Here is a 24018-nt window from a genome sequence, read left to right on the forward strand (position 1 = left end):
TTCGGCATGGCTGCGGAAAAAGGACGAGGGGCGACCGAGAATGGCGTAAGCCGTCGGTTCAACCTCGCTGAACATATTGACGACGGGGACTGGCTCGACGCCATGCATCTCGTCGATGGCGCAACGCCCCGCCGTCGAACCGAAGTGACGGTCGAGCATCCCCGCACGATCATCACCCGCAACAAATCGCCAGACATTTCCTTTACCCAGTCCATCAACGCTTATCGAGGCTGCGAGCACGGCTGCATCTATTGCTTCGCCCGGCCCACGCACGCATATCATGACCTGTCACCGGGTCTGGATTTTGAAACCCGCTTGTTTGCCAAGCCGGATGCGCCGGACCTGCTAAGGACGGAACTGTCGAAACCGTCACATAGCGTCTCGCCCATCGCCATGGGAACCAATACCGATCCTTATCAGCCGATCGAACGCGATTGGAAGATCACCAGGCAATGCATTGAAATATTGATGGAATGTCGTCACCCATTGTTCATCACAACAAAGTCGGACCGGATTTTACGAGACATCGACCTTCTCACCCAAATGGCCAAGGATGGCCTTGTCGCAATCATGATATCCGTCACCACGCTCGACCCGAAAGTCGCCCGCACGCTTGAACCGCGTGCCGCTCACCCCCTCCGCCGGGTCGAAGCCATCCGGCATTTGGCGGCGGCAGGCATACCCGTCGTCGCCAGCGTCTCCCCGATAATTCCAGCGATTACCGATCATGAGATCGAAGCCATAATCGAAACCGTCGCCTCGGCAGGCGCCCGCGACGCCACCTTCATCCCTGTCCGCCTTCCCCATGAAGTCGCGCCGCTCTTCCGGGCCTGGCTCCAGGAACATTACCCCGATCGATCGAAAAAGGTCATGCGTATCATTCATGAAATCAGGGGAGGCCGCGATAATGATCCAGACTTTGGCACCAGGATGCGAGGCCAGGGAGTGTGGGCTGACCTTATCAGGGCCCGTTTTATCAAAGCCCGAAAACGGGCGGGCTTTTCAGGAGAGCGGCTGACGCTGCGGACCGACCTGTTCCGGCCGCCGCCCGGCCCGCAGCTTCAACTCTTCTGATTAAGCGGTAGCCGCGACCAACCTGAAACCCGATCGCCGGGTTCGGGCCCGATAGCCGTCTGCCTTGGGTTCCACCCGTTCAAAGCTGTGAATTGCCAATCCGGGGATCGACGCGATCGCATCCACTTGATCAGCGCCAATGAGATAATCATCGCCCAGGAACAGGCGCGCCGCCTTTTCTCCAGCAATCGGGGCTCGCAGAAATACTTCACTCCGACCACCCCTGGCACACGACAGCACCTCCGCCAGCGCCTTGACGCCGACCGGATCCTGAGCATCGATGACCAGTTCCATGCGAGACGCGCTCGCAAGCTGATGAAACTGCTCGACGCCGCGAATGGTCACTCTGGGCGTCTCTTCGCCCGGCATACGGTCCAATTCGACCATCAAAAGCGCGCAATCGCCTTCCCGAGCCATGGCCTCGATTGCCTTGCAGGCATCTTCTTCAAAACAGCTCGCCTGAAACTGCCCGCTATTATCGGAGAAGGTCGCGGCGGCGTACCGTGCGCCGCGCCGGGTTTCGCGCCAGCGCACATCCTCGACCATGGCGGCCATGACTGCATTGACGCGCCCGCCTTCGCCGACCGGTTCGGCACAAATCGCCCCGTAGCTTTTCGCGCCCCGCGCTTCGGCCAGATGCCGGAAGCGATCTACGGGATGTGCGGAGAAGTAGAATCCGAACGCTTCCTTCTCCTGCGCCATACGATCTGCCGTCGACCAGGTCTGGTGCGGTGGAATGCGCACGTCGGCATGAGGGGTTTCCACGTCACCGAACAATCCGCCCTGGCCGCTTTCCCGCGCCTCCGCAGCGCTGGCCGCCACGCTCAGGACAGTATCGGCGGCCGCATGAACCCCTGCCCGGTCAGCGTGAATGCCGTCAAATGCACCGGCGGCTGCCAGGCTTTCCAGTTGCCGACGGTTGAGAAGGCGCGGTTCGATGCGGTCGGCGAAATCGTCGAGCGACTTGAACGGGCCGCCTGCTTCCCGCTCTGCGACAAGCTGCTCCATCGCTTTTTCGCCAACGCCCTTAAGGCCGCCTAGAGCGTAGCGCACGGCAAAGCCCAGACGAGCGTCCTCTCCATCATGCTCGACAGGTTCAACGGAAAAATCGGCGAGGCTGCGGTTGATGTCTGGCGCGAGGCAAGTAAGGCCCATGCGCCGCATATCATCAACAAAGACCGTCAGCTTGTCCGTCAGATGGATGTCGAAAGCCATCGACGCAGCATAGAATTCAGCCGGATAATGCGCCTTTAGCCACGCGGTCTGGTACGCGAGCAAGGCGTAGGCGGCCGCGTGCGACTTGTTAAAGCCATAGCCGGCAAACTTGTCGATCAAATCGAACAGTTCATTTGCCTTGCTCGCCGGAATTTCGCTCTTGGCACAGCCATCGACGAACCTTGCGCGCTGCGCGTCCATTTCCGCCTTGATCTTCTTGCCCATCGCGCGACGGAGAAGGTCCGCATCGCCCAAGGAGTAGCCGGCCAAGATTTGCGCAGCCTGCATCACCTGTTCCTGATAGACGAAAATGCCGTACGTTTCTTCAAGGATCGGTTTCAGCAATATGTGGGGATATTCGATTTCTTCCTGACCGTTCTTGCGGCGGCCGAACATCGGAATATTGTCCATCGGACCCGGGCGATACAACGAAACAAGTGCTATGATGTCGCCGAAATTGGTCGGACGAACGGCGGCAAGCGTTTTACGCATGCCTTCCGATTCCAACTGGAACACGCCGACCGTGTCACCGCGCTGGAGTAGTTCATAGACGGCCGCATCATCCCAGCCGAGGCCATTGAGATCGACTTCCACACCCCGCCCGGCGAGCAACTGCACCGCCTTTTGCAATACGGACAAGGTTTTGAGACCAAGAAAGTCGAACTTCACGAGGCCCGCGCCCTCGACATATTTCATGTCGAACTGCGTCACCGGCATGTCCGAGCGGGGATCCCGATAGAGGGGGACAAGCTGCGATAGCGGCCTATCACCGATCACCACGCCTGCGGCATGGGTCGAACTGTGACGCGGGAAGCCTTCCAGCTTCATCGCATAGTCGATCAGCCGCTTCACCTGCGCATCATTGTCATATTCCGCCCGGAATTCAGCGACACCATTCAACGAGCGCTCCAGGGTCCAGGGGTCTGTCGGGTGATTGGGAACCAGCTTCGCCAGACGATCGATCTGACCATAACTCATCTGCAGGACGCGACCCGTATCCTTGAGCACCGCGCGCGCCTTCAGCTTTCCAAACGTAATGATCTGAGCAACATGGTCGGCGCCATATTTTTGCTGCACGTAACGGATAACCTCGCCCCGCCGCGTTTCGCAGAAATCGATATCGAAATCGGGCATCGACACGCGTTCGGGATTGAGAAAGCGTTCGAACAGAAGCCCCAGTTGAAGGGGATCGAGATCGGTGATGGTCAGTGCCCAGGCGACGACCGAACCAGCGCCAGAACCACGACCCGGTCCAACGGGAATGTCATGTTCTTTCGCCCATTTGATGAAGTCGGCGACGATCAGGAAATAGCCGGGGAAACCCATCTGTATGATGATGTCGGTCTCGAACTTGAGCCGGTCGAAATAAGGCTGGCGGGCTTCTGCGCTCGTGATTTCCGCCTTGGCCAGCCGCGCTTCGAGTCCCTCGACCGCCTGTTCACGCAACATCTTGGCCTCGCCTTCGATATCGCCGGCGAGACTTGGCAGGATCGGCTTGCGCTTCGGCGCGGCGACAGCACAACGCTGGGCTACGACAAGCGTATTCGCCAGCGCCTCTGGCAGGTCGTCGAACAGACGCCTCATCTCTGCCGCAGGCTTCATCCATGCGTCGGGAGAACTGGTCCGGCGGTCTGGCGTTTCAACATAGGCGCCGTCCGCTATGCACAGCATCACGTCATGCGCCTCATGGAAATGAGGCTCGGCAAAGCAAGTGGGATTGGTGGCTATCAATGGCAAATTACGACCGTAGGCGAGGTCCAGCAGATCGGCTTCTGCCTTACCCTCGACAGGGTCCAGCCTGCGGCAAATCTCCACATAGAGGCGTTCAGGAAAAAGCGCCTCCAGCCTCCGGCCATAGTCTAGTGCAGCCTCCGGTTGATCCTCGGCGAACAATCGCGCGAGCGCTCCTTCCGCGCCGGCGGTCAAGGCGATCAGGCCATCAGTACGCCCATCGAGCATGTCGAACGTGACATGAGGCACTTCCTCGACAGGGCGATCGAGGTGGGCGCGCGAAACAAGCGCGCAGAGATTGTCGTATCCCGTCTCGTCCTGGGCATAGAGCGTAAGCCAGTCATGGACAGGGGCCGCATTTGCCGGTCGCCCAGGCCGCAGAACGCCGACCATCGCGCCAATAATCGGCTGCACCCCTTCGCTCTTGCAGGCGTCTGAAAACGCCATCGAGCCATATAGGCCGTTGCGATCAGTGATGGCCGCTGCCGGAAAGCCCAAAACCCGCGCCTGCTTCGCAATCTTCTTGGGCTCGATCGCGCCTTCCAACATGGTGAAAGAGGAAAATATGCGGAGAGGAACGAAACCGGCATGAGGCATGATGCAGTGATAGGCCGCACAAGCGATTCGATGCCAGCCCTTCCTTCCAAATGCTGTGGATAAACACAAGCCAGCAACAAGGCTTTCAGCTGGCTTCCGACCGATATGGCCATCACATCGCGATCATGCCGAGCGCGGCTGCCCTGACAGACGCGGTCACAATCCGTTCGCTGCCGCCGCCTTCTCGAAAGGGAATGTCTCAGGGCAGCTTTGGCGCTTCCTCTAGCAACCCTTCGTGGAGTCGTACGACCCGATCCATTTTTTCGGCAAGACGCTCATTGTGGGTCGCCACAAGAGCCGCGGACCCCTCTTCCCGCACCAACCTCAGGAATTCGGCAAGGACGATATCGGCAGTCCGCTCGTCAAGATTGCCCGTTGGCTCGTCGGCCAGGATGAGGGCGGGCCGGTTGGCCAGCGCCCGCGCAACCGCTACCCGTTGCTGCTCGCCGCCGGAAAGTTGGCTAGGCCGGTGATCCAGCCGATGACCAAGACCAAGCGACGTGAGCAGCGATTCCGCACGCAGGCGCGCGGAAGCCATGTCCTTGTCTCGGATGACTTGCGGCAGAATGACATTCTCCGCTGCATTGAAGTCTGGCAGCAGATGATGAAATTGATAGACGAAACCCAAGGCGTCCCGGCGCAACCGTGTACGGCCATCATTGTCGAGCTTGGCGGCCTCTTCACCATCGATCTGGATTGATCCATCAAAGCCACCCTCAAGCAATCCAACCGCCTGGAGCAGGGTCGATTTGCCTGATCCCGACGGGCCGAGTAGAGCCACAATCTCTCCCTCGCCCACCGACAGATCGACGCCGCGCAGAACCTGGATCGTGACGCCCCCTTGGGTGAAGCTGCGCGTTAGGCCGGTGACCTTGAGAATGTCATTCATAACGCAGTACCTGCACTGGATCGGTATTGGCCGCCTTGAAGGCGGGGTAGAGGGTCGCAAGGAAGCTGAATATCAACGCCATGAGACAGATGATCGTGATTTCGACTGGGTCCGGCTTGGCTGGCAACTCGGTAAGAAAGCGGATCGACGGATCCCAGAGATTTTGGCCGGTAACGAACTGAATGGCATTCACCACGCTCTGGCGGAAAAAGAGGAAAGTGAAGCCTAGTACCATACCTGCCGCCATGCCGAGCGAACCGATTGTGACACCCACCGTCATGAATATCTTGACGAGACCCACACGGCTTGCCCCCATGGTCCGCAATATCGCAATATCGCGCGTCTTCGCCCGGACCAGCATGATAAGCGAGGAAAGGATATTGAACACGGCCACCAAAACGATGATCGACAGCACCACGAACATCGCGACGCGTTCGACTGCCAGCGCTTCGAAGAGGGAAGCATTCATCTGACGCCAGTCCGTGACGACGGCGCGGCCAGCCACCTTTCCGGCCAGCGGCTGCAGGATCGCGCCGACCCGATCAGCATCGACCGTCTCCACCTCGATCATACCAACGACGTCGCCCAACAGCAGCAATGTTTGCGCGTCCTCCATCGGCATTACGACGAAGGCCTTGTCGTAGTCATACACGCCTACCTCAAAGATAGCCGCTACCTGATAGGATACCTGACGAGGCATCGTGCCGAAGGGCGTGGATCGTCCCGCCGGATTGATGATGGTTATGCTGTCACCCAGCTGAATCCCGAGATTTTCCGCAAGCCGTGAACCTATTCCAACTTTGCTGCCATTTGCGGTCAGTTCATCCAGACTACCGGCAAGCACCTTTGCCTTCAGGGTCGCGTTGTCGCGGATGTCCTTCACCATCATGCCGCGAACGAGGACGGCTTCGACCCGCCCCTGGAAACTGCCGAGAAGCGGCTGCTCGATCAGCGGCGTTGCACTGGTGACGCCAGGCGTCGATTGCGCTTCCTTCAGGATGGATCGCCAATCAGGCAGCCGTCCGCCATAGCCCTGGACCACGGCATGACCATTCAGCCCCACAATCTTGTCGAACAGTTCAGCCCGAAATCCGTTCATGACGCTCATCACGATGATGAGCGCCGCGACACCAAGCATCACCGCAGCCAAGCTGATTCCTGCAACGAGAAAGATGAACCCTTCTCCCTTGCCGGGCAGCAGATAGCGCCTGGCGATCATGCGTTCATAGCGAGATAAGATCATGATGGCGCGGATGGCCTTTTACGTGAGACTAGATCCTGCCCGTCTAGCAGGGTCTTCACCAACGGCAAGCGCTCCGCATTGTTGCACGACAGCCACAGGGCTGGAGGTAAAATCTCCCAGCACGGAAATAGCCCGTGACAGCCGCCTGCTGGAGCCATAGCAAAGTCATCGAAGCACAGGTTAATGGCCGTGGTTCAGGGATACTGCATCCTACTTCGAGCTTAGGGGGCTAAGAAGTGGTTGAGGCAGGCCAAAGGGGGAGACGAGCAATCGTCCATCAGTGCCCGGATTGTGGAAACACGGTCCGGGCACTTTTGATTCTGTCGTTTTACCCCTCCAATCCCCCACTTGAATCCCAAATCGGTCAAACCATATCCACGATGCTCGGCCGCCATTTGGGGTCGAGCATCGTATCGCCGGACGCCTTTTGGGTTCGGCATGTTCATTCTGCTCTGATGGAGATTATGACATGCGTGGTTTTGACCTTACCCCCTATCGCCGTTCGACCGTTGGCTTTGATCGGCTGTTCGACCTGATCGAGAATAATGCGCGGTTGCAGCAAGGCGACAATTATCCGCCCTTTAATATCGAGCGGCTTTCAGACGACCGCTATCGGGTCACTCTGGCCGTTGCCGGTTTCCGACCGGACGAAATCGATATTACCGCTCAGCAGAACCTGCTCCAGGTGATCGGACGCAAGGACGACAGCGCCAGTTCCGACCGATCAAAGTTCCTGCACGTTGGCATCGCCAACCGCAGCTTTGAACGTCGTTTCGAACTGGCCGACTTCGTGCGAGTGGAGAAGGCCGACCTAGCAGACGGCCTGCTTACTGTCGATCTTGTCCGCGAGATCCCGGAAGCCATGAAGCCGAAAAAGATCGCCATCAATGGCGGTCAGCTTGTTGAGATCGGAAACGATCGAGACGCTGCATAAACGGCTGATATGAAAAAAGGGGTGCGGCTTGATGGTCGCGCCCCTATTTCCTTTCAGATTTCGACCTGGCTACCCAGCTCCACTACGCGGTTGGTTGGGAGGCGGAAAAATTCCATCGCGCTTTCCGCGTTACGGAGCATCCAGGCGAAAATCTTTTCCCGCCACAACGGCATCCCTGGATTGGCGGAGGGTAATAAAGTCTGCCGCGCCAGGAAGAAGCTTGTTTCCATCATCTTGAAGGCCTGGCCGCAGCCGGTCACGTTCTTGAGCGCGGCGGGAACGTCAGGCTCCTGCATGAAGCCATATTGCAGGATAAGGCGGAAGAAACCCATCCCCAAGTCCTCCAGCTTACATCGCGCCTCATCCTCCACCACCGGAACGTCGCGGATTTTCACGGTCAACAAAATGACGCGCTCATGCAGCACCTTATTGTGCTTGAGATTGTGGAGCAAAGCGTGCGGTACGCCATTTGACGTGGAGGTCATAAACACCGCCGTCCCCGGCACGCGAACGGCACTGTTGGCGGCGGAGGCCACAAAAACGGGTATCGGCATTGCAGCCTCACGCAGCCGATCCTGCACCAGCCGGCGCCCTCGTGACCATGTAGTCAGCAGGGTGAAAATTACGAAGCCAATCAGCAATGGGAACCAGCCACCGTCGGGGACTTTAGTCAAATTGGCGGCTAAATAGGCGCCATCGACAATGAAAAACACTGCCAGCAAGGGCGCTGAATAATACCAGCGCCATTTCCACAAGCGATAGAGCAACACGGCCAAAAGCAGATTGTCGATAAACATCGCCCCGGTTACCGCGATGCCGTATGCGGCGGTAAGATTGGATGATGTCTGGAAAACCAATACCAGCAGGATCACCATCACCATCAGCCCCCAGTTTATAAGGGGGATGTAGATCTGACCGGCGGTTGACGCACTGGTATGCGCGATGCGCAGACGGGGCATGAAGCCTAGCTGGATCGCCTGCTGCGTAACTGAAAAGGCGCCGGATATTACGGCTTGGCTAGCGATGATTGCCGCCATGGTTGCTAACCCTATCAGGGGCAACTGCGCCCATTGCGGCGCCAAATTATAAAAAGGGCTGTCAAGCGCTGCGGCACCCTCACGGAACAATAAAGCGCCCTGACCCATGTAATTCATCATCAGGGCGGGGAGCACGAAGCAAAGCCAAGACACGCGTATTGGATTGCGGCCGAAATGCCCCATGTCAGCATAAAGCGCTTCAGCCCCGGTGACAGCCAGCACGACCGCACCCAACGCAAGGAAAGCCGGCAGGGGGTCTGTGACGAAGAACATGACCGCCCAATAAGGATTTAAGGCGTAAAGGATGCCTGGCGTCTGGGCTATGCTGATAACGCCGAGGGCCGCAATCGTGACAAAATAAGTCAACATGATCGGGCCAAAGAGGGACGCTACACGGTTCGTCCCCCAGCCCTGTATCCAGAACAAGCCCAGAAGGATAATGACTGCCGCTGGCAAGATGACTGGCGCCAGATTTGGATTATAGACCGCCAGACCTTCCACAGCGGACAAAACCGATACCGCTGGGGTAATCATCGAGTCGCCGTAAAAGAGCGCGGTCGCGAAAACCCCCAACAATATGATCCCGCGAGACCAGCGCTGTGTCTTCGTCTGACCGTTAATCAACGCAAGGAGCGCAAGACTTCCACCCTCACCCTTGTTGTCAGCGCGCATGATGATGGTGACGTATTTAACCGTCACGACGAGCATCATCGACCAGAACATCAGGCTGATGACGCCCAGAATATGGTCGGGATCCAAGGAAAGGTGATGATGCCCCGCGAAGGTTTCGCGAAAAGCGTACAGAGGACTAGTGCCAATGTCCCCGAATACGATTCCGACCGCGCCGACTACGAGCTTGAGAGTCGCCTTCTGGGCCGCATGGCCACCCCCTTGGCCCGCTTCCTCATCGGTATGCGCCGCGCCGCCCGCCACGTGGTCAGTCATGAAGGAAAAGCCGAATGGTCATGATCGTCCGACACCCGAACCAAGGCAATCTGCAGGATTTCCCGCTCGCCCCCGAAAGCGTCGCGCCCTATCATGCCTGTTTGAGCAGCGCAATTGATCCCACGCGCCTCACGAAGCCGGTTGCGGACCGGCAGCCAGCATCGCGTCGATACGCGCGATGTTGAGTTCCAATTCCGCTTTGATCTCCGACCCCGCCGGCGCGCGCGCCGCCAAAGGGCCCCAAAGCTCTCTTGCCGCTTGCAACTGCCCTGCCCGCGCCAGTGCCAAACCGTAAAAATAGCTGGGCGCAGGGGCATCCGGATCAACCGTCATGGCCCGCCGATAGGCAAAATCGGCTCCCGGCGACACGACGCCGTCGGCATGAGCAACCAGTGCATTGCCCAGGCCAAGCCAGAGGTTGGCATCATCAGGCGACTGCCTCAACCCGGAGAGCAGGACATTGGCTGCTTCCTTGGTCTTGCCTTGCCTGCCGAGTCCATCGGAGAGCAGGAGCCACTGCCCGGCTTTTCCGTAGCGTTCCGCCATGCCGCGACGCTGCTCCGCCAATTGCTCATCAAACTGCCCCGCTTTGCCAGTCCCCGCCACTTTCGGCGCGCCGCCTAAAGCAGGATTTCCTTGCCAAGCATAGCCGGCAAGCCCCAGCAACAGCGCCGCCGCCGTGATTTCCCTGGCCGCGCGAGGAATATGGCCGAGAGCCACCAAAGCCGTCATCAGCACGATCGCTAGTCCCGCTGCGATGATCCAGCCAGTCATTGCCGCCCTCTCCGTTTGATACGACCGCGCAGCAGTAGCAGGCCAAGGCCCATCAACAACAAAGGCGCGCCCCATAGAGGCCAAAGGACGGGGTCCGCCGTGGGCTCATAGCTCACCCAATCACCATAGCGTTCGATCAACCAGGCCCGTATATGCTCTGGTTCTTCACCAGCCATGATCCGCTCCCTTATCTGGGACCGCATGTCGCCCGCCATGCTTGCATTGCTGTCTGCGATCGACTGGCTTTGACAGGTCAGGCAACGGATGGTTTCCATCAGCGCCTTCGCCTTGCGCTCGAGCGCTGGGTCGCTGATCTGCCGATCGGCATAGGGCGCTGGGGGCAAGGCGGACTGCGCCAATATGGGCGTGCTCAATATCAGAGCGAGGAAGGCGAGCAATCTCCTCATCGAACGTCATTCAGGCGTTGGAGGATAATAGGAACGTCATCCGCACGTATGTCGCCGATATGCTGATAGGCGATCCGCCCCTGCCCATCGATAACGAATGTTTCCGGGACACCTGACGAACCGATCGCGATCTGAACGCTGCTGCGGGCGTCCAGTCCAATGCGAGAATAGGGATTCCCATAACGCTGGAGAAAGCGATCGACATCTACCCTCGCATCGCGGATCGCGATGGCATCGATTTCCACACCGGCGTCCTTCAACGCCATGAGCTGCGGCGCCTCAGCAGCACAAGGCACACACCAACTGGCGAAGATATTGAGCAGCCGAGGTTTGCCTGTCGCCAGCTCCTGACTCGCCAAGGGAGGCCGATCGCTTGCCGCCGTAGGAAGAGTGAAGGAAGGCAATGCCTTGCCGACCAGCTTTGATGTGATGACACGATCGTCGGGTTTGAGAAGTCCGCTGGCGAACAATGCGAAAAATCCAGCGAAAAGCCCCAAAGGTAGCCAGATCAGCAACTTCTTCATGCGGCGAGTGCCCTTGCCCGCCATTTGAGAAGCCACCCTCTCCGCTCACGACCCAACAACGCCAGCAATCCGCCGAGCGCAATCAAAGCGCCGCCAAACCAAATCAAGGTGACAAATGGCTTCCACCAAACTCGTAGTTGCCAGCGCCCGTCGTTCCCTTCCTGGCCCAGCACAACATAGAGCTGGCCATTCCAGCGCGTAAGCAGGGCCGCTTCGGTCGTGGTGGTTGGCGGGGACGCGAAGAAACGCGACTGCGGATGCAGGCTCACAGGGGAACCTCCGCCACGACTTACCTCCATGTCGGCCTGCAGCGCCGTCCAATTATCTCCTGCTACTGGCGCAATCTGTATCAGACGCAGCTTCCAATCCGCCGCTTCGACAATGTCTCCCGGCCGCACCGCCGCAAGTTTTTCAACGGTGAAGGCCGAATCGCATGCCATGCCCGCCAAGCTGACGGCGCATCCCAGATGGGCAATAACCATTCCCCAGGTAAAAAGCGGAGTACGTCGCAGATTGCGCTTCCACAGCGGTGCGACACTGGCAGCGCCAACCGCTAAGGCAATGGTCAGCCCAAAGAAGGGAAGAACGCCTATCCGGCCCCAGGCGATCGTCGCGAGAGTTGCGGCCACGACCAAAGCGATGACCGCCGGAATAGCCAGACGAGGAGATACATCCACCAACCGGTCCCGGCGCCAGCGGGTGAGCGGCCCCACCGCCATGACTATCATCAGTATAAGGGCGATCGGCCCGGCGATCCTGTCGAAGTACGGCGCACCCACCGAAACCTTATGGCCGAACGCCTCTGTCATCAGAGGATAGAGCGTGCCGATCAGCACCAGCCCAAGGATAACCGACAACAGAAGGTTATTGACCACCAGCATAGTTTCGCGGCTGACAAGCTCAAACGGCGCGCCCTCACGAACCGCGCCCACCCGCCAGCCGAACAGTGCAAACGCGCCGCCGATGTAGAGCCCTAGCAGCACAAGGATGAAGGTGCCGCGCTCAGGATCCACGGCAAACGCGTGAACGCTGGTCAATATACCGGAACGGACGAGGAAAGTACCGACCATCGACATGGAAAAGGCGATGACGGCCAGCATGACCGTCCAGGCCCTCAGCGCGTCACGAGTGGCGAGCACTGTCACGCTATGCAGCAGCGCAGTTGCAGCGAGCCACGGCATCAGCGAAGCGTTTTCCACTGGATCCCAGAACCACCAGCCGCCCCAGCCCAGCTCATAATAAGCCCAATAACTTCCCGCAGTGATCCCGAGGGTCAGGAATATCCATGCCGCCAGAACCCAAGGGCGCATCGCACCGGCGAAAGCAGCATCGACTTGCCGCGTCAGCAGCGCGCCCACGGCGAACGAGAAGGCAACCGAGAGGCCTACATAGCCCAGATAAAGCGTAGGCGGGTGGAAAGCGAGACCGGGGTCCTGCAGCAGCGGATTGAGCCCCTGCCCGTCCGCTGCCGGAGGATCGACACGGGTGAATGGATTGGAAGCGAACAACAAAAAGGCATAGAAACCGAGGCTAATCGCCGCCTGCCCACCTAGCGTCGCCATATGCGTGTCACGCCGCAGCGCTCGTTCGAACAAGGCGACCGCTGCGCCCGCGGCACCCATTACCGCGACCCACAGCAGCATCGAGCCTTCGTGATTGCCCCAGGTTCCGGCAAATTTGTAAAGCCAGGGTTTCATGGAGTGGCTGTTGGTGGCAACCAGTAGCACCGACATATCCGACCGGATGAAGAGTGTGATCAGCGATATGAACGCGGTTACGACCAGTAAACCCTGCGCAACGGCAACCGGGCGTACAGCGCCCAATAGTTCGGACCTCTGCCCCGCGAGCCCGATTCCCACCAATATCAATTGAAGCAGCGCCAGCGCGGCAGCAAGCCAAAGCGCGGCAAGCCCTGCCTCCGCGATCATGCCTTATTCTCCTGATTAGACCGCGTTTCAGCCGATTGCTTCATTTCACCGCTCAGCCTTCATCTCGCGCGTCTCTTCGTCATAGCGCAAGCCTTCCAGTTCGCGGGGCATGTAGCGCTCATCATGCTTGGCTAGCAGATTCGTCGCGACGAACGTACCCATGGAATCGAACGCCCCCTCCGCCACCACGCCCGATCCTTCCTTGAACAGGTCCGGCGCAATGCCTTTGAAAACCGCCGGGACGGTCGCTTTTCCGTCAGTCACTTCAAAATGAATCGTGACGCCATCAGCCGCGCGCGTCAGGCTTCCCTTGACGACCATGCCCCCCAGGCGAATAGCCTTGCCGGCCTCGAACCCTTTGGCTCGAACGTCTGCGGGTGCGTAGAAATAGGCGGCTTCGTCGCGCAACGCGGATGCTGCCAGTAACCCTGCGCCGACCAGGGCAAGAACGGCTACCAGTGCCAGTATCAGTCGTTGGTGCTTCGCCTTCATGACTTGTCCGACAATTTCTGCGCAGCCGTCTCCGCGCGTCGCATGGAGCGCCAGCAGCCAAAGCACAGCGCCGCCGTTCCCAAAAAGGTCAGCGCATAAGCACCGACGACAAAGGCCCATTGGTTCATGCTGTTATCCCCGCGCGAGCCGCTGCATGCGCGCTTCAACCTTGTTGCGCGCCAGGATCGTTCGCATCCGCATCAGGACGATAGCCGCGAACAGCAAGGAAAATCCCGTCAACGTCAAGCCGAGGGGCCAAAGCAGGGACCCGTCTATGCTGGATCCTCGCAAAGTGATGCTGGGGCCCTGATGCAGGCTGTTCCACCATACCACCGAACGATTGATGATCGGTATGTTGACCGCGCCGACAAGCCCGAAAATAGCTGTGACCGGGCTGACCCCGCCTCGATCTTGGCTCGAACTTGCATTGCCGAGCGCTACATAACCCAGATAGAGGAAAAAGAGCACCAGCATCGATGTCATCCGGCCATCCCATTCCCACCATGTTCCCCAGGTGGGTCGGCCCCATATCGATCCAGTAACAAGGCAAATGGCCGTAAACAGCGCTCCCGGTATTGCGATTGCGCGCCCGGCAACGGCGGCGAGCGGGTGTCGCCAGACCAGTTGCATGAGCGCTGCGATTGCGATGCCCATCCAGCCTCCCATGCCCAGCCATGCCGCTGGCACATGAATGTAGAGAATCCGAACGGTCTCTCCCTGCAGATAATCGGCCGGCGTGACGAACAGGCCACAACCCGCCCCAACCAGAAGCAGAGCAAGGCCCGGCCAGAAAAGCCAGACGGTGAGCGGCCGCGCGATCTTCAAAAATCGGGTGGGATTGGCGAAGCGATGCATTTGGGAAGGCTCTTTAGCTGCGCCCCGTCCGCAAAGCCAGCACCGCTTTTCGCGCTCGATCACAGGAAAAATCCTGTTGAACGAACGGCTGAGCCGGCTTTTTTGTTACAGGCAGGCGACAAATCATATTCGAAACACTATATGCGCGCAAAGCAGCCCTCTGAGGCGTACAGCATCGGCTATGGACCCGCTCGCACCCATGTTTACAACAAATCCGTTCGACGACGACAAGCTGCGTGAAGAATGCGGCATTTTCGGGGTCATTCAGGCCGAGACCGCTTCGGCGATCGTTGCTCTTGGCCTTCATGCGCTCCAACACCGCGGTCAGGAAGCGGCAGGCATCACCAGTTGGGACGGCCATGATTTCCACACTCATCGCGCAATGGGTCACGTCGCTGGAAATTTCGACCGCGACGAAGTGATTCGCGGGCTTCCCGGCAACTCTGCATGCGGCCATGTCCGCTATTCAACGACCGGTGAAACATCCCTTCGCAACGTGCAGCCGCTTTATGCCGAACTTAACTCGGGCGGTTTTGCGATCGCGCACAATGGCAATATCTCAAACGCGATGAAGCTCCGCCGCGAGCTTATACGGCGCGGTTCCATCTTCCAGTCCACGTCAGACACCGAAGTCATCATTCATCTGGTGGCGACATCCACATATCGGACACTACTCGACAAATTCATCGATGCCCTGAAGCAGATCGAGGGCGCCTATTCGCTGATCGTAACAACGCCAGAGGGCATGATCGCATGCCGCGACCCACTAGGCATCCGTCCCTTGGTCATGGGCCAGTTGGGAGAATCCACGATGTTTGCCTCCGAAACGGTGGCTTTCGATGTGGTGGGCGCAGAACATGTGCGTTCGATAGAACCCGGTGAATTGGTCATTGTGACGCATGATGGTCAGATTCGCAGCCATCGGCCCTTTGGCGAAGTTCATCCACGTCCATGCATTTTCGAACATGTCTATTTCAGTCGCCCTGATTCGATCGTGGATGGCTCCAGCGTATATTCCGTCCGCAAGGCAATCGGCGCCCAGTTGGCTGTCGAAAATCCGGTCGATGCGGATCTGGTCATTCCCGTACCGGACAGCGGCGTGCCCGCCGCGATCGGTTATGCTCAACAATCGGGTATTCCCTTTGAGCTAGGGATCATCCGGTCGCACTATATCGGCCGCACCTTTATCCAGCCCGGTGACAAGGTTCGCCATCTCGGCGTGAAGCTCAAGCACAATGCCAACCGTGCGCTTATTGATGGGCAGCGTGTCGTCCTGATCGACGATTCGATTGTGCGCGGAACGACCAGTCTCAAGATCGTCCAAATGATGCGCGAGGCCGGAGCCAAGGAAGTGCACATGCGGATCGCAAGCCCGCCTACCAAGCACAGTTGCTTCTACGGCGTGGACACCCCGGAACGCACCAAGTTGCTAGCACATCGCCTCGATGTTGGCGGGATGCAGGATTTCATTCACGCTGACAGCCTGTCCTTCATCTCAATTGACGGCCTCTACAAGGCGCTTGGAGAAGCAAAGCGCGCCGACATCCGGCCGCAATATTGTGACGCCTGCTTTACCGGTGACTATCCCACGACGCTCACCGACCAGGATGACGTCGTCGTGCAAAACCAGCTTGAACTACTGGCTGAACGCGTCGTCTAATTCCAGATTGATCAGGGCTGGCCGCTCGTCCTGAGCAGCCGCCATCCCTTCCACCGAACGAGCCCTCTTGTTTTGGAAGGGCAAACAGGATCCGTTATGTCCAACCTTCCCCTCTCCGGTAAACTCGCCCTGGTAACCGGCGCCAGTCGAGGTATCGGCGCCGCTACTGCCGAAGCCCTGGGCGCTGCGGGCGCACATGTCATCCTGACGGCCAGGACCGTGGGCGGTCTGGAGGAAGTCGAAGAACGGGTCCACAGTGCAGGCGGGACCGCCACCATCGCTCCGCTCGACCTTATCGATGGCGAAAGCATCGGGCGGCTGGCGCAGGCGGTTTCGGGCCGCTGGCAGGCATTGGACGTCCTTGTTCTGAACGCGGCGACGCTCGGCAGCCTGGCGTCGGTGCCCGCAATCGATGCCAAGGAATTTGCCAGACTGCTGACACTGAATATCGCTGCGCCCCAGGCGCTGATCGCCGCATTCGATTCAATGCTGCGCGCCAGCGCAAGCGCTCGCGTCATAGCCGTAACGTCGTCGGTCGCCACCGCCCCTCGGGCATATTGGGGCGCTTACGGCGCATCCAAGGCTGCTTTGGAAACGCTTATCAGCGCTTATGGGGAAGAAGTGAAAAACATCTCCTCAATCCGCACACATATAGTGGATCCCGGCGCGACCCGCACGGCAATGCGCGCGCGCGCTTTCCCCGGCGAAGATCCCGCGACGCTCAAGGATCCCAAAGTTGTTGGGAAGGCTATGGTCGATCTCATCCTGTCCGACCGGCCCGATGGCTACCACCATAGGGTAGACTAATTCCTATCTCGGCGGCTTGACCAGCGTCACTTGCGCGACGTTGATCGCGCCGCCCGAAAAGCCTCCCTCACAATACATGAGGTAATAGCGCCAGAGCGCCACGAAATGCTGATCGAAACTTGAGGGCAATAACCCGCGATCGACGATCTGGTCAAACTGCGCCCGCCATCGCCGCAGTGTTTCCGCATAGTGCAGGCCGAAATAACGGACATCATGCCATTCCAGCCCCTGTGCGTGCGCCAACGCGCGAAAGCGGCTCTCGGAAATCAACATACCTCCCGGGAAAATATAGGTCTGGATAAAATCAGTCCCGCGAGCATATTTCTCGAATATCGCATCGTCTATTAGGATATATTGTATAGCGGCCCGACCACCCGGCTTCAGCAGCCTTTCGATCGCAGCGAGATACGCAGGCCAATATTTCAGACCCACGGCCTCAACCATCTCGACGCTTACAATAGCGTCATATTGACCTTGCGCATCGCGATAGTCAGTCAGCAAGATATTCGCACCGGCCCCAAGCCGCTCGCGCGCATAGGATGCCTGTTCTGCGGAAAGCGTCAGACCGTCATAGCTGATATGACATCGCTGCATCGCCTGTTCGGCCAGCCCGCCCCAACCACAGCCGATTTCCAGCAAGCAACTGCCGTCCTTAAGCTCCAACCGGTCTAATATCGCATCGACCTTTCGTTGCTGGGCGCTCTCCAGACTTTCCTTGCCATCAGACGGGTCGCAGAACAGCGCGCTGGAATAATGCATGTTCTGATCAAGCCACAGGCTGTAGAAGTCATTCCCCAGATCATAATGATAGGCGATGTTGCGGCGCGATCCCTTACGGTCGTTTCGGCGCGCCCAATGGAAAAGCCGGCCCAGCCACCGCTCCGGTCCGTTCGGCCTCGCAACATTGCCCAATGTGACCGCGTTCGCTGTGAAGAGCGCGAACAGCGGAACCGGGTCTGGACTAGTCCACTCCCCTGCCGCCCAAGCTCGATACCATCCAGCCGACCCACCGGCGACCAAGCGCAGCAAAGCGCGCCAACGCACCAACTGAACCTCGCAGGCTGGACCAGCGGCGCGCCCACCCAATATCCGAACCGTGCCATCGGGCAGAACAGCCTCAAGGATTCCCTTATCAAGGCCCGCGTCTATTAGATCCAGCAGGCGGTGAAACTGCGGGCCGATCAGCCGGGAAGTCCAACCGGCGGAGCGGGCAACTGCCGGTCGCCGCACGGTGGATGCCCGAGGACGTCGGGAATCGATAGCATTCATGCGCTCACCTCTGACCTCGATCGTTCATTCCGCCATCACCCCCTGCTTTGCTGGTATGCGGCCAATGCCCGCTCGCGCGCTTTACGATGGCCAATGCGCTTTGGTGGATAGGCGGAAGGCCGCGCGTCATACGAGTCCGGGTCGTGGATCACCTTATCGTCAAGATGCGCCAGTTCGGGCACCCATTGTCTTATATAGTCAGCGGCCTCGAATTTTGGAGACTGTGTAAGCGGGGCCATGATGCGCGAGAACATATTCGCATCGACGCCACTTCCCGCCACCCACTGCCAGTTTACACTGTTATTGGCATAGTCCGCATCGACCAGCGTATCCCAAAACCATTGCGCGCCATGACGCCAATCGATCAGCAGATGCTTGATGAGGAAACTCGCCACGATCATGCGCACGCGGTTATGCATCCAACCGGTCGCCCAAAGCTGTCGCATCCCGGCATCAACGATCGGATAGCCGGTACGCCCCTTCTTCCACGCAATGAAATCCCCTTTCGCCTCGCGTAAATCGCGCCACGGCATCTGGTCGAAACCGGATCGCGCATTTTTTGACCCATAAGTGGGCAACGCCCATATCTGGGTATGTGCATAGTCTCGCCAGATCAATTCCTTGAGAAAGGTTGTCGGATTGCCCGGTGCCCCGCTAATCCGATGCCACACATAGGCTGGCGAAACTTCGCCGAAATGCAGATGAGGCGATAGTCGCGACGTACCCTCTACGGACGGCAGATTACGCGCCGCATCATAATCCCCTGCCTCGTCCAGGAATGATGATACGCGGTCGCGAGCCCCCGCCTCGCCTGGCGTCCAATCGCTGGCGAACGCTTCAGCCCAGTCGGGACGGGAGGGAAGCAGATTCCATTCGTCCAACGAATCGCTGTCAGGCCATCGAGAAGGCGAATCGATCCGCGATGGCGCCGGCGATGGCTTGGGCGGTGGCATGTGAAGCATCGTCGCCCGCAAGAATGGCGTGTATATTTGATACGGGTCGCCGCCCGACGTACGGACGCAGCCAGGCGGCAAAAGAAACCCCCCATCGTGAAGCTGGAGGTCAATCGCCCGGCACACGGCCTTCTCGACATTGCGCCACCAAGGTTCGTAGTGAGCGAGCGCATGTACCCGCTGACTGCCGGTCTCGCGGGCCAGTTGCTGCAACTCCTCCGCGCAATCGCCGCGTCGCAGGATAAGGCGGGATCCCTTTTCACGAAGATTTTTATCCAGTGATTTCAAACTATAGTGCAGCCACCAGCGCTGCGCGGCGCCCATCTTCCACTGGCGCGGGGCGGCGTCGTCCAGAATATAGACTGGAATCACCGGCCCTTCACCTAACGCCGCCGCGAGGGCGGCCTGGTCGGACAAGCGAAGGTCCTGACGGAACCAGAGAATTATGGGATCGGCCATATGTCAGCCTTGCCACCGGTTGGCGATTGTTCCAATCTCCTCTCCCCATTCAACGCAAAAACCCGTCCCAATATAGCGGCCTGCCTTTTCGCAGATGGACGCAGCACCTTTCCCCAATTATCATTGCAGCGCACAAATTCGCCAGTCCGAAGGGCTCCGGCGGGAACAATGATCAGGGGACGTCATGGCGTCAGTGCCAAATGATTCGGAATTTGGGTATCGGCCGTGCGTCGGTGTGATGCTCGTCAATATGGATGGCAAGGTCTTCGTCGGCCAACGCATCGACAGTCAGGTCGAGGCCTGGCAAATGCCGCAGGGCGGTATCGACGACGGCGAGGAAGAGAAGGTTGCGGCCTTACGCGAATTGGGCGAAGAGACTGGCATCGGCCATCATCATGTCGAAATCATCGCAAAGGCGCGGGATGAGCACTTCTACGACCTGCCGCCTGAACTGATCGGGAAGCTGTGGGGCGGAAGATTTCGCGGACAGCGCCAAGTCTGGTTCCTCGCCCGTTTCCTTGGAAGCGACGAGGATATCGATATCGCTACGGATGAACCGGAATTTTCCGAGTGGAAATGGATAAGCCCGGAAGCGCTGCCTGATGTCATCGTGCCATTCAAGCGGAAGCTGTACCGCGACATACTTCAGGAATTCAAAGCGCTGATCTGAATACGGCTCGCTGGGGTGGAGCGCGCGCGTTCCCTCTGGTAAGCTACAAAGGATGAACGGCCTTTCGTCGTCAGACCTTGCGCTAATGGAATGCGCCGCGGCCGCCCCGATGCTGGATCAGGTGCGGAGATGGGCTGCGGTCAACAGCGGATCTCGTAATCTGGCGGGATTGGCGACCGTGGCGGCCATGCTAGCCGACGCTTTCTCGGTGCTTCCAGGGGATGTGCGACTGATAGATCCTGAAGAAGTTGTCACCGTCAACTCAGAGGGGCAGCCAGAGCTTCTACCGCATGGGAAGCACCTGTTGCTGTCGGTACGACGTGATGCTCCTGTCCGGCTGCTTCTCACCGGCCATATGGATACTGTTTTCCCATCCGATCATGCCTTTCAGACGGTTCGGTGGGCCGACGACGGCACATTGAATGGCCCCGGTGTTGCCGACATGAAAGGGGGCCTTGCCGTCATGCTGGCTGCGTTGCAGGCCGTTGAAACGTCCGCAATTTTCGCGCCTGTCGGCTATGATGTAGTTATCAACAGTGACGAAGAATTGGGCAGCGCCTCCTCAGCCGGGCTACTTCGCGAAGCTGCGCGCGGCAAGATCGCGGCGCTTACCTACGAGCCGGCGCTTCCGGATGGCACATTAGCTGGCGCACGGGCGGGTAGCGGCAATTTCTCCATCGTCGTGACGGGGCGTAGCGCTCATGCTGGACGCAATCCTGATGAAGGCCGGAATGCCCTGTTGGCTGCGGCAGATATCGCGCTGCGATTAAAGGCTGGCGGCGGTCCAGCACTGGCCTGCAATCCAGCGCGGATAGACGGTGGCGGTCCCAATAACGTCGTGCCCGACAAGGCCATACTACGCGTCAACTTCCGGCCTCAAACGACAGGCGCCGAGGAGTTGGCACATCAACTCATCACGCGATCGGTCGCAGATGTGTCACGGCTTCATGATGTCAAGGTGACGGTGCATGGCGGCTTTGGCCGCCCACCCAAACCCATGGATACCAAGGCAATGCCTCTTTTCAACCTCGTCAAGCAATGTGGCGCGGACTTGGGCCTGCCGATCGAATGGCGCGATACTGGAGGCGTATGCGATGGAAATAACATCGCGGCGTGTGGCGTGCCCGTAGTGGACACGATGGGCGTACGCGGCGGCGCCATTCACAGTGGCGGCGAGTACCTGATTGTCGAGAGCCTCGCAGAACGGGCCCAGCTTTCTGCGCTCACGATGCTGCGTATCGCTCAGGGCCGATTGTAAGGGAGACCAGGCTTGAGTTTCGTGATGCGCACAGCACGCTCGGATGATCTGCAAAGCCTGTATGAGCTGGCGAAATTGACAGGAGGAGGCTTCACCAATCTTCCCGCGGATCGGCAGGCGTTGGAGCAGAAGCTGGAAAGGACTGAACTGGCCCTTTCGCGGCAATCAGGGGGCATTGAGGACGAATTGATCCTCCTGGTGCTGGAAAATTGCGAAACAGGCCAGGTCCGCGGAACCTGCCAGATATTTAGTAAAGTGGGGCAGAACTGGCCCTTTTATTCCTACCGGCTAGGCGTATTGACCCAGCATTGCCGGGAACTATCGCGCACCTTTCGAGCGGAAATGCTCTCGCTCGTTACGGATCTGGAAGGCTCTGTCGAAGTCGGCGGCCTCTTCCTGCACCCGCGGGAACGCGCCGAGGGGCTGGGCCTGCTGCTCGCCCGCAGCCGCTATCTCTACATTCGCAACCATCGCGCGCGATTCGGGGACCAGGTGATCGCCGAATTGCGCGGCGTGATCGACGAAGCAGGAGGCTCCCCCTTTTGGGATGGGCTTGCAGGGCGGTTCTTTGGAATGAGTTTTCAGGAGGCCGACGATTTCAATGCCGTTCATGGCAATCAGTTCATCGCCGACCTGATGCCCAAGACACCGATTTATACGGCCATGTTGAACGACAGTGCCCGGGCGGTTATCGGACTGCCCCATCCTAACGGCCGGGCCGCGATGCGGATGCTGGAGACCGAGGGATTCACCAATCCCGGCTACATCGACATTTTTGATGGCGGCCCAACCATGATCGGCCAGATCAACTCGCTCCAGACCGTGGCGCATGCCCAGGACGTCACATTGGCGGCGATCCATGACAGCGGTGGAGATAAGCAGCTTGTCGCGACGGGGCATCTTGCAAATTATCGCTGCACTTATGGCTTTGTCCGACCGCAGGAGGGCGAATCCCTATCGCTTGACAGGGCAAGTGCCCAACGCCTTCAGGTGGAACCCGGCCAGCAAGTCACGATCGTGGCGCGGGCATGACCGTTCGCGAGATTAATTTCGATGGGCTGATCGGTCCCAGTCACAATTACGCCGGGCTGAGCCTTGGCAACTTGGCCTCGGCTCGAAATGCAGGAACCGTATCCCATCCGCGCGCCGCCGCCCTGCAGGGTATCGAGAAAATGCGTACAAACCTGCGACTCGACATTGCTCAGGGCATCTTCCTTCCTCAATGGCGTCCCGATGGCCGCTGGCTGAACGCTCTGGGGACCAATATCAGCGACGCAGAACCTGCTATCCGAGCGGCTGCCATGTCCGCATCCTCCATGTGGGCTGCCAATGCCGCGACGGTCTCGCCTGCCGCAGACACCGCAGATGGTCGCACCCATCTGACAGTAGCCAACCTCGTCACCATGCCCCATCGCAGCCACGAATGGCCGCAGACGCTTGCGCAGCTGAAGATTGCCTTTTCCGATCGAGACGCTTTCGTCGTCCATCCGCCCGTTCCCGCGCCGTTCGGCGACGAAGGCGCCGCCAACCATATGCGATTAAGTGAAAATCATGCGTGTCGCGGCGTCGAGATATTCGTCTATGGCGAGGCTGGAGGGCCTTATCCCGCGCGGCAACATCTCGAGGCGAGCAAGGCGGTGGCGCGGTTACACTGCCTGGACCCCACCCGAACGCTATTCGCCATGCAGTCGGAAGAAGCGATCGCCGCTGGTGCTTTTCACAATGATGTCGTCGCGGTCGCCAATGAAAATGTGCTTTTCGCGCATGAAAAGGCTTTTGCAGATAAGGAGCGCCTCTACACAAACCTGCAAGCCTTACTGCCTTCGATACAGATTATTGAAGTGCCGGACAGTGCCGTGAGTTTGGCCGACGCCATCCGAAGCTATCTTTTCAACGCGCAACTGGTGACCCTGGCGGAGGGTGGCATGGCGCTCATCCTGCCAACGGAAGCAAGAAGTGTAGCTAGCGTATGGGACTGGCTGAAACGAATGACTTCCAGCAATGGTCCAATCCGGCAACTCGTTTCGGTCGATATACGGCAATCGATGGCGAATGGCGGGGGGCCCGCGTGTCTGCGATTGCGGGTCGTGGCAGACCCCGCGAACATAGACCCTCGGTTTCTGGTGAATGAAGCGAAGCTTGATGACATATCCGACATTGTAAGCCGCTATTGGCCCGTAGAGATCACGCCTGATGAACTGGCAGATACCCGCCTGATTGCCCAGGTCGAACAATCATGGTTAACCCTTGTTGACCATTTGCAGCTTTCGGGCGACTTAATTCCATAGAGCAAATCT

The 24018-nt window shown here is 58.9% G+C and carries 20 protein-coding genes; 8 read left to right on the forward strand and 12 right to left on the reverse strand.

The window, feature by feature from the left end:
* Positions 1–6 precede the first annotated feature (6 nt).
* The gene (locus K663_RS07985) at positions 7–1074 is read left to right on the forward strand and encodes a PA0069 family radical SAM protein (protein WP_062116319.1); all 1068 of its coding nucleotides are present in this window, start codon (positions 7–9) and stop codon (positions 1072–1074) included.
* On the opposite strand, the gene dnaE is transcribed toward K663_RS07985, so the two are convergent.
* The 3 genes from dnaE to K663_RS08000 form a co-directional block, all read right to left on the reverse strand.
* Positions 1075–4617: a DNA polymerase III subunit alpha gene (dnaE, locus tag K663_RS07990; RefSeq protein ID WP_062116322.1), complete on the reverse strand. Its 3543-nt coding sequence runs from the start codon at positions 4615–4617 to the stop codon at positions 1075–1077.
* A 199-nt stretch (positions 4618–4816) separates the two neighbouring features.
* Positions 4817–5506, reverse strand: coding sequence for an ABC transporter ATP-binding protein (locus tag K663_RS07995; RefSeq protein WP_062116325.1), 690 nt, complete (start codon positions 5504–5506; stop codon positions 4817–4819).
* On the reverse strand, positions 5499–6749 hold the full coding sequence (locus K663_RS08000) for a lipoprotein-releasing ABC transporter permease subunit (RefSeq protein WP_062116328.1): 1251 nt from the start codon (positions 6747–6749) through the stop codon (positions 5499–5501). The genes K663_RS07995 and K663_RS08000 overlap by 8 nt, the downstream gene beginning before the upstream one ends.
* A 469-nt stretch (positions 6750–7218) precedes the next feature.
* Here K663_RS08000 and K663_RS08005 point away from each other — a divergent pair, with 469 nt between their 5' ends.
* Positions 7219–7683 carry an Hsp20 family protein gene (locus K663_RS08005; protein ID WP_062116331.1) on the forward strand — a complete coding sequence of 155 codons (465 nt, stop codon included), beginning with the start codon at positions 7219–7221 and terminating at the stop codon, positions 7681–7683.
* Positions 7684–7736: 53 nt separating this feature from the next.
* Here the strand turns inward: K663_RS08005 and K663_RS08010 are convergent, their stop codons facing one another.
* The 7 genes from K663_RS08010 to ccmC form a co-directional block, all read right to left on the reverse strand.
* Entirely contained in the window at positions 7737–9665 is a 1929-nt protein-coding gene (locus K663_RS08010) for a potassium transporter Kup (RefSeq protein WP_062116334.1), read from the reverse strand.
* Positions 9666–9794: 129 nt separating this feature from the next.
* A complete protein-coding gene (locus K663_RS08015; protein ID WP_062116337.1) occupies positions 9795–10439 on the reverse strand; it encodes a tetratricopeptide repeat protein in 645 nt (214 codons plus the stop codon).
* Positions 10436–10846 (reverse strand): cytochrome c-type biogenesis protein, encoded by a 411-nt coding sequence (locus K663_RS08020; protein WP_062116340.1) that lies wholly within the window; start codon positions 10844–10846, stop codon positions 10436–10438. The genes K663_RS08015 and K663_RS08020 overlap by 4 nt, the downstream gene beginning before the upstream one ends.
* The gene (locus tag K663_RS08025; protein WP_201026618.1) at positions 10843–11370 is read right to left on the reverse strand and encodes a redoxin family protein; all 528 of its coding nucleotides are present in this window, start codon (positions 11368–11370) and stop codon (positions 10843–10845) included. The genes K663_RS08020 and K663_RS08025 overlap by 4 nt, the downstream gene beginning before the upstream one ends.
* Positions 11367–13298, reverse strand: a complete 1932-nt coding sequence (locus K663_RS08030; protein WP_062116346.1) for a heme lyase CcmF/NrfE family subunit — start codon at positions 13296–13298, stop codon at positions 11367–11369. The genes K663_RS08025 and K663_RS08030 overlap by 4 nt, the downstream gene beginning before the upstream one ends.
* 45 nt (positions 13299–13343) lie before the next feature.
* Positions 13344–13790 carry a cytochrome c maturation protein CcmE gene (ccmE, locus tag K663_RS08035; protein WP_062120585.1) on the reverse strand — a complete coding sequence of 149 codons (447 nt, stop codon included), beginning with the start codon at positions 13788–13790 and terminating at the stop codon, positions 13344–13346.
* A gap of 132 nt (positions 13791–13922) precedes the next feature.
* On the reverse strand, positions 13923–14645 hold the full coding sequence (gene ccmC, locus K663_RS08040; protein ID WP_062116349.1) for a heme ABC transporter permease CcmC: 723 nt from the start codon (positions 14643–14645) through the stop codon (positions 13923–13925).
* 181 nt (positions 14646–14826) lie between these two features.
* Between ccmC and purF the strand changes: the two genes are divergently transcribed.
* Together purF and K663_RS08050 are read left to right on the forward strand one after the other, a co-directional pair.
* On the forward strand, positions 14827–16305 hold the full coding sequence (gene purF, locus K663_RS08045) for an amidophosphoribosyltransferase (protein WP_062116351.1): 1479 nt from the start codon (positions 14827–14829) through the stop codon (positions 16303–16305).
* 96 nt (positions 16306–16401) lie between these two features.
* Entirely contained in the window at positions 16402–17112 is a 711-nt protein-coding gene (locus tag K663_RS08050; protein ID WP_062116354.1) for an SDR family NAD(P)-dependent oxidoreductase, read from the forward strand.
* Between the two features lie 3 nt (positions 17113–17115).
* On the opposite strand, the gene K663_RS08055 is transcribed toward K663_RS08050, so the two are convergent.
* Positions 17116–18381 carry an SAM-dependent methyltransferase gene (locus tag K663_RS08055; protein ID WP_062116356.1) on the reverse strand — a complete coding sequence of 422 codons (1266 nt, stop codon included), beginning with the start codon at positions 18379–18381 and terminating at the stop codon, positions 17116–17118.
* A 35-nt stretch (positions 18382–18416) separates the two neighbouring features.
* A complete protein-coding gene (locus K663_RS08060) occupies positions 18417–19793 on the reverse strand; it encodes a cryptochrome/photolyase family protein (RefSeq protein WP_062116359.1) in 1377 nt (458 codons plus the stop codon).
* A gap of 184 nt (positions 19794–19977) precedes the next feature.
* Between K663_RS08060 and K663_RS08065 the strand changes: the two genes are divergently transcribed.
* The 4 genes from K663_RS08065 to K663_RS08080 are packed head-to-tail and all read left to right on the forward strand — an operon-like array spanning position 19978 to position 24009.
* Positions 19978–20463 (forward strand): RNA pyrophosphohydrolase, encoded by a 486-nt coding sequence (locus K663_RS08065; RefSeq protein WP_062116360.1) that lies wholly within the window; start codon positions 19978–19980, stop codon positions 20461–20463.
* 52 nt (positions 20464–20515) lie between these two features.
* Positions 20516–21721, forward strand: coding sequence for a hydrolase (locus K663_RS08070; RefSeq protein ID WP_062116362.1), 1206 nt, complete (start codon positions 20516–20518; stop codon positions 21719–21721).
* Positions 21722–21733: 12 nt separating this feature from the next.
* Complete coding sequence (locus tag K663_RS08075) at positions 21734–22753, forward strand: arginine N-succinyltransferase (RefSeq protein ID WP_062116367.1); 1020 nt, start codon at positions 21734–21736, stop codon at positions 22751–22753.
* Positions 22750–24009 (forward strand): N-succinylarginine dihydrolase, encoded by a 1260-nt coding sequence (locus K663_RS08080; protein ID WP_062116370.1) that lies wholly within the window; start codon positions 22750–22752, stop codon positions 24007–24009. The genes K663_RS08075 and K663_RS08080 overlap by 4 nt, the downstream gene beginning before the upstream one ends.
* Positions 24010–24018 lie beyond the last annotated feature (9 nt).

This window comes from Sphingobium sp. MI1205, from assembly GCF_001563285.1.
Classification (GTDB): Bacteria; Pseudomonadota; Alphaproteobacteria; order Sphingomonadales; family Sphingomonadaceae; genus Sphingobium.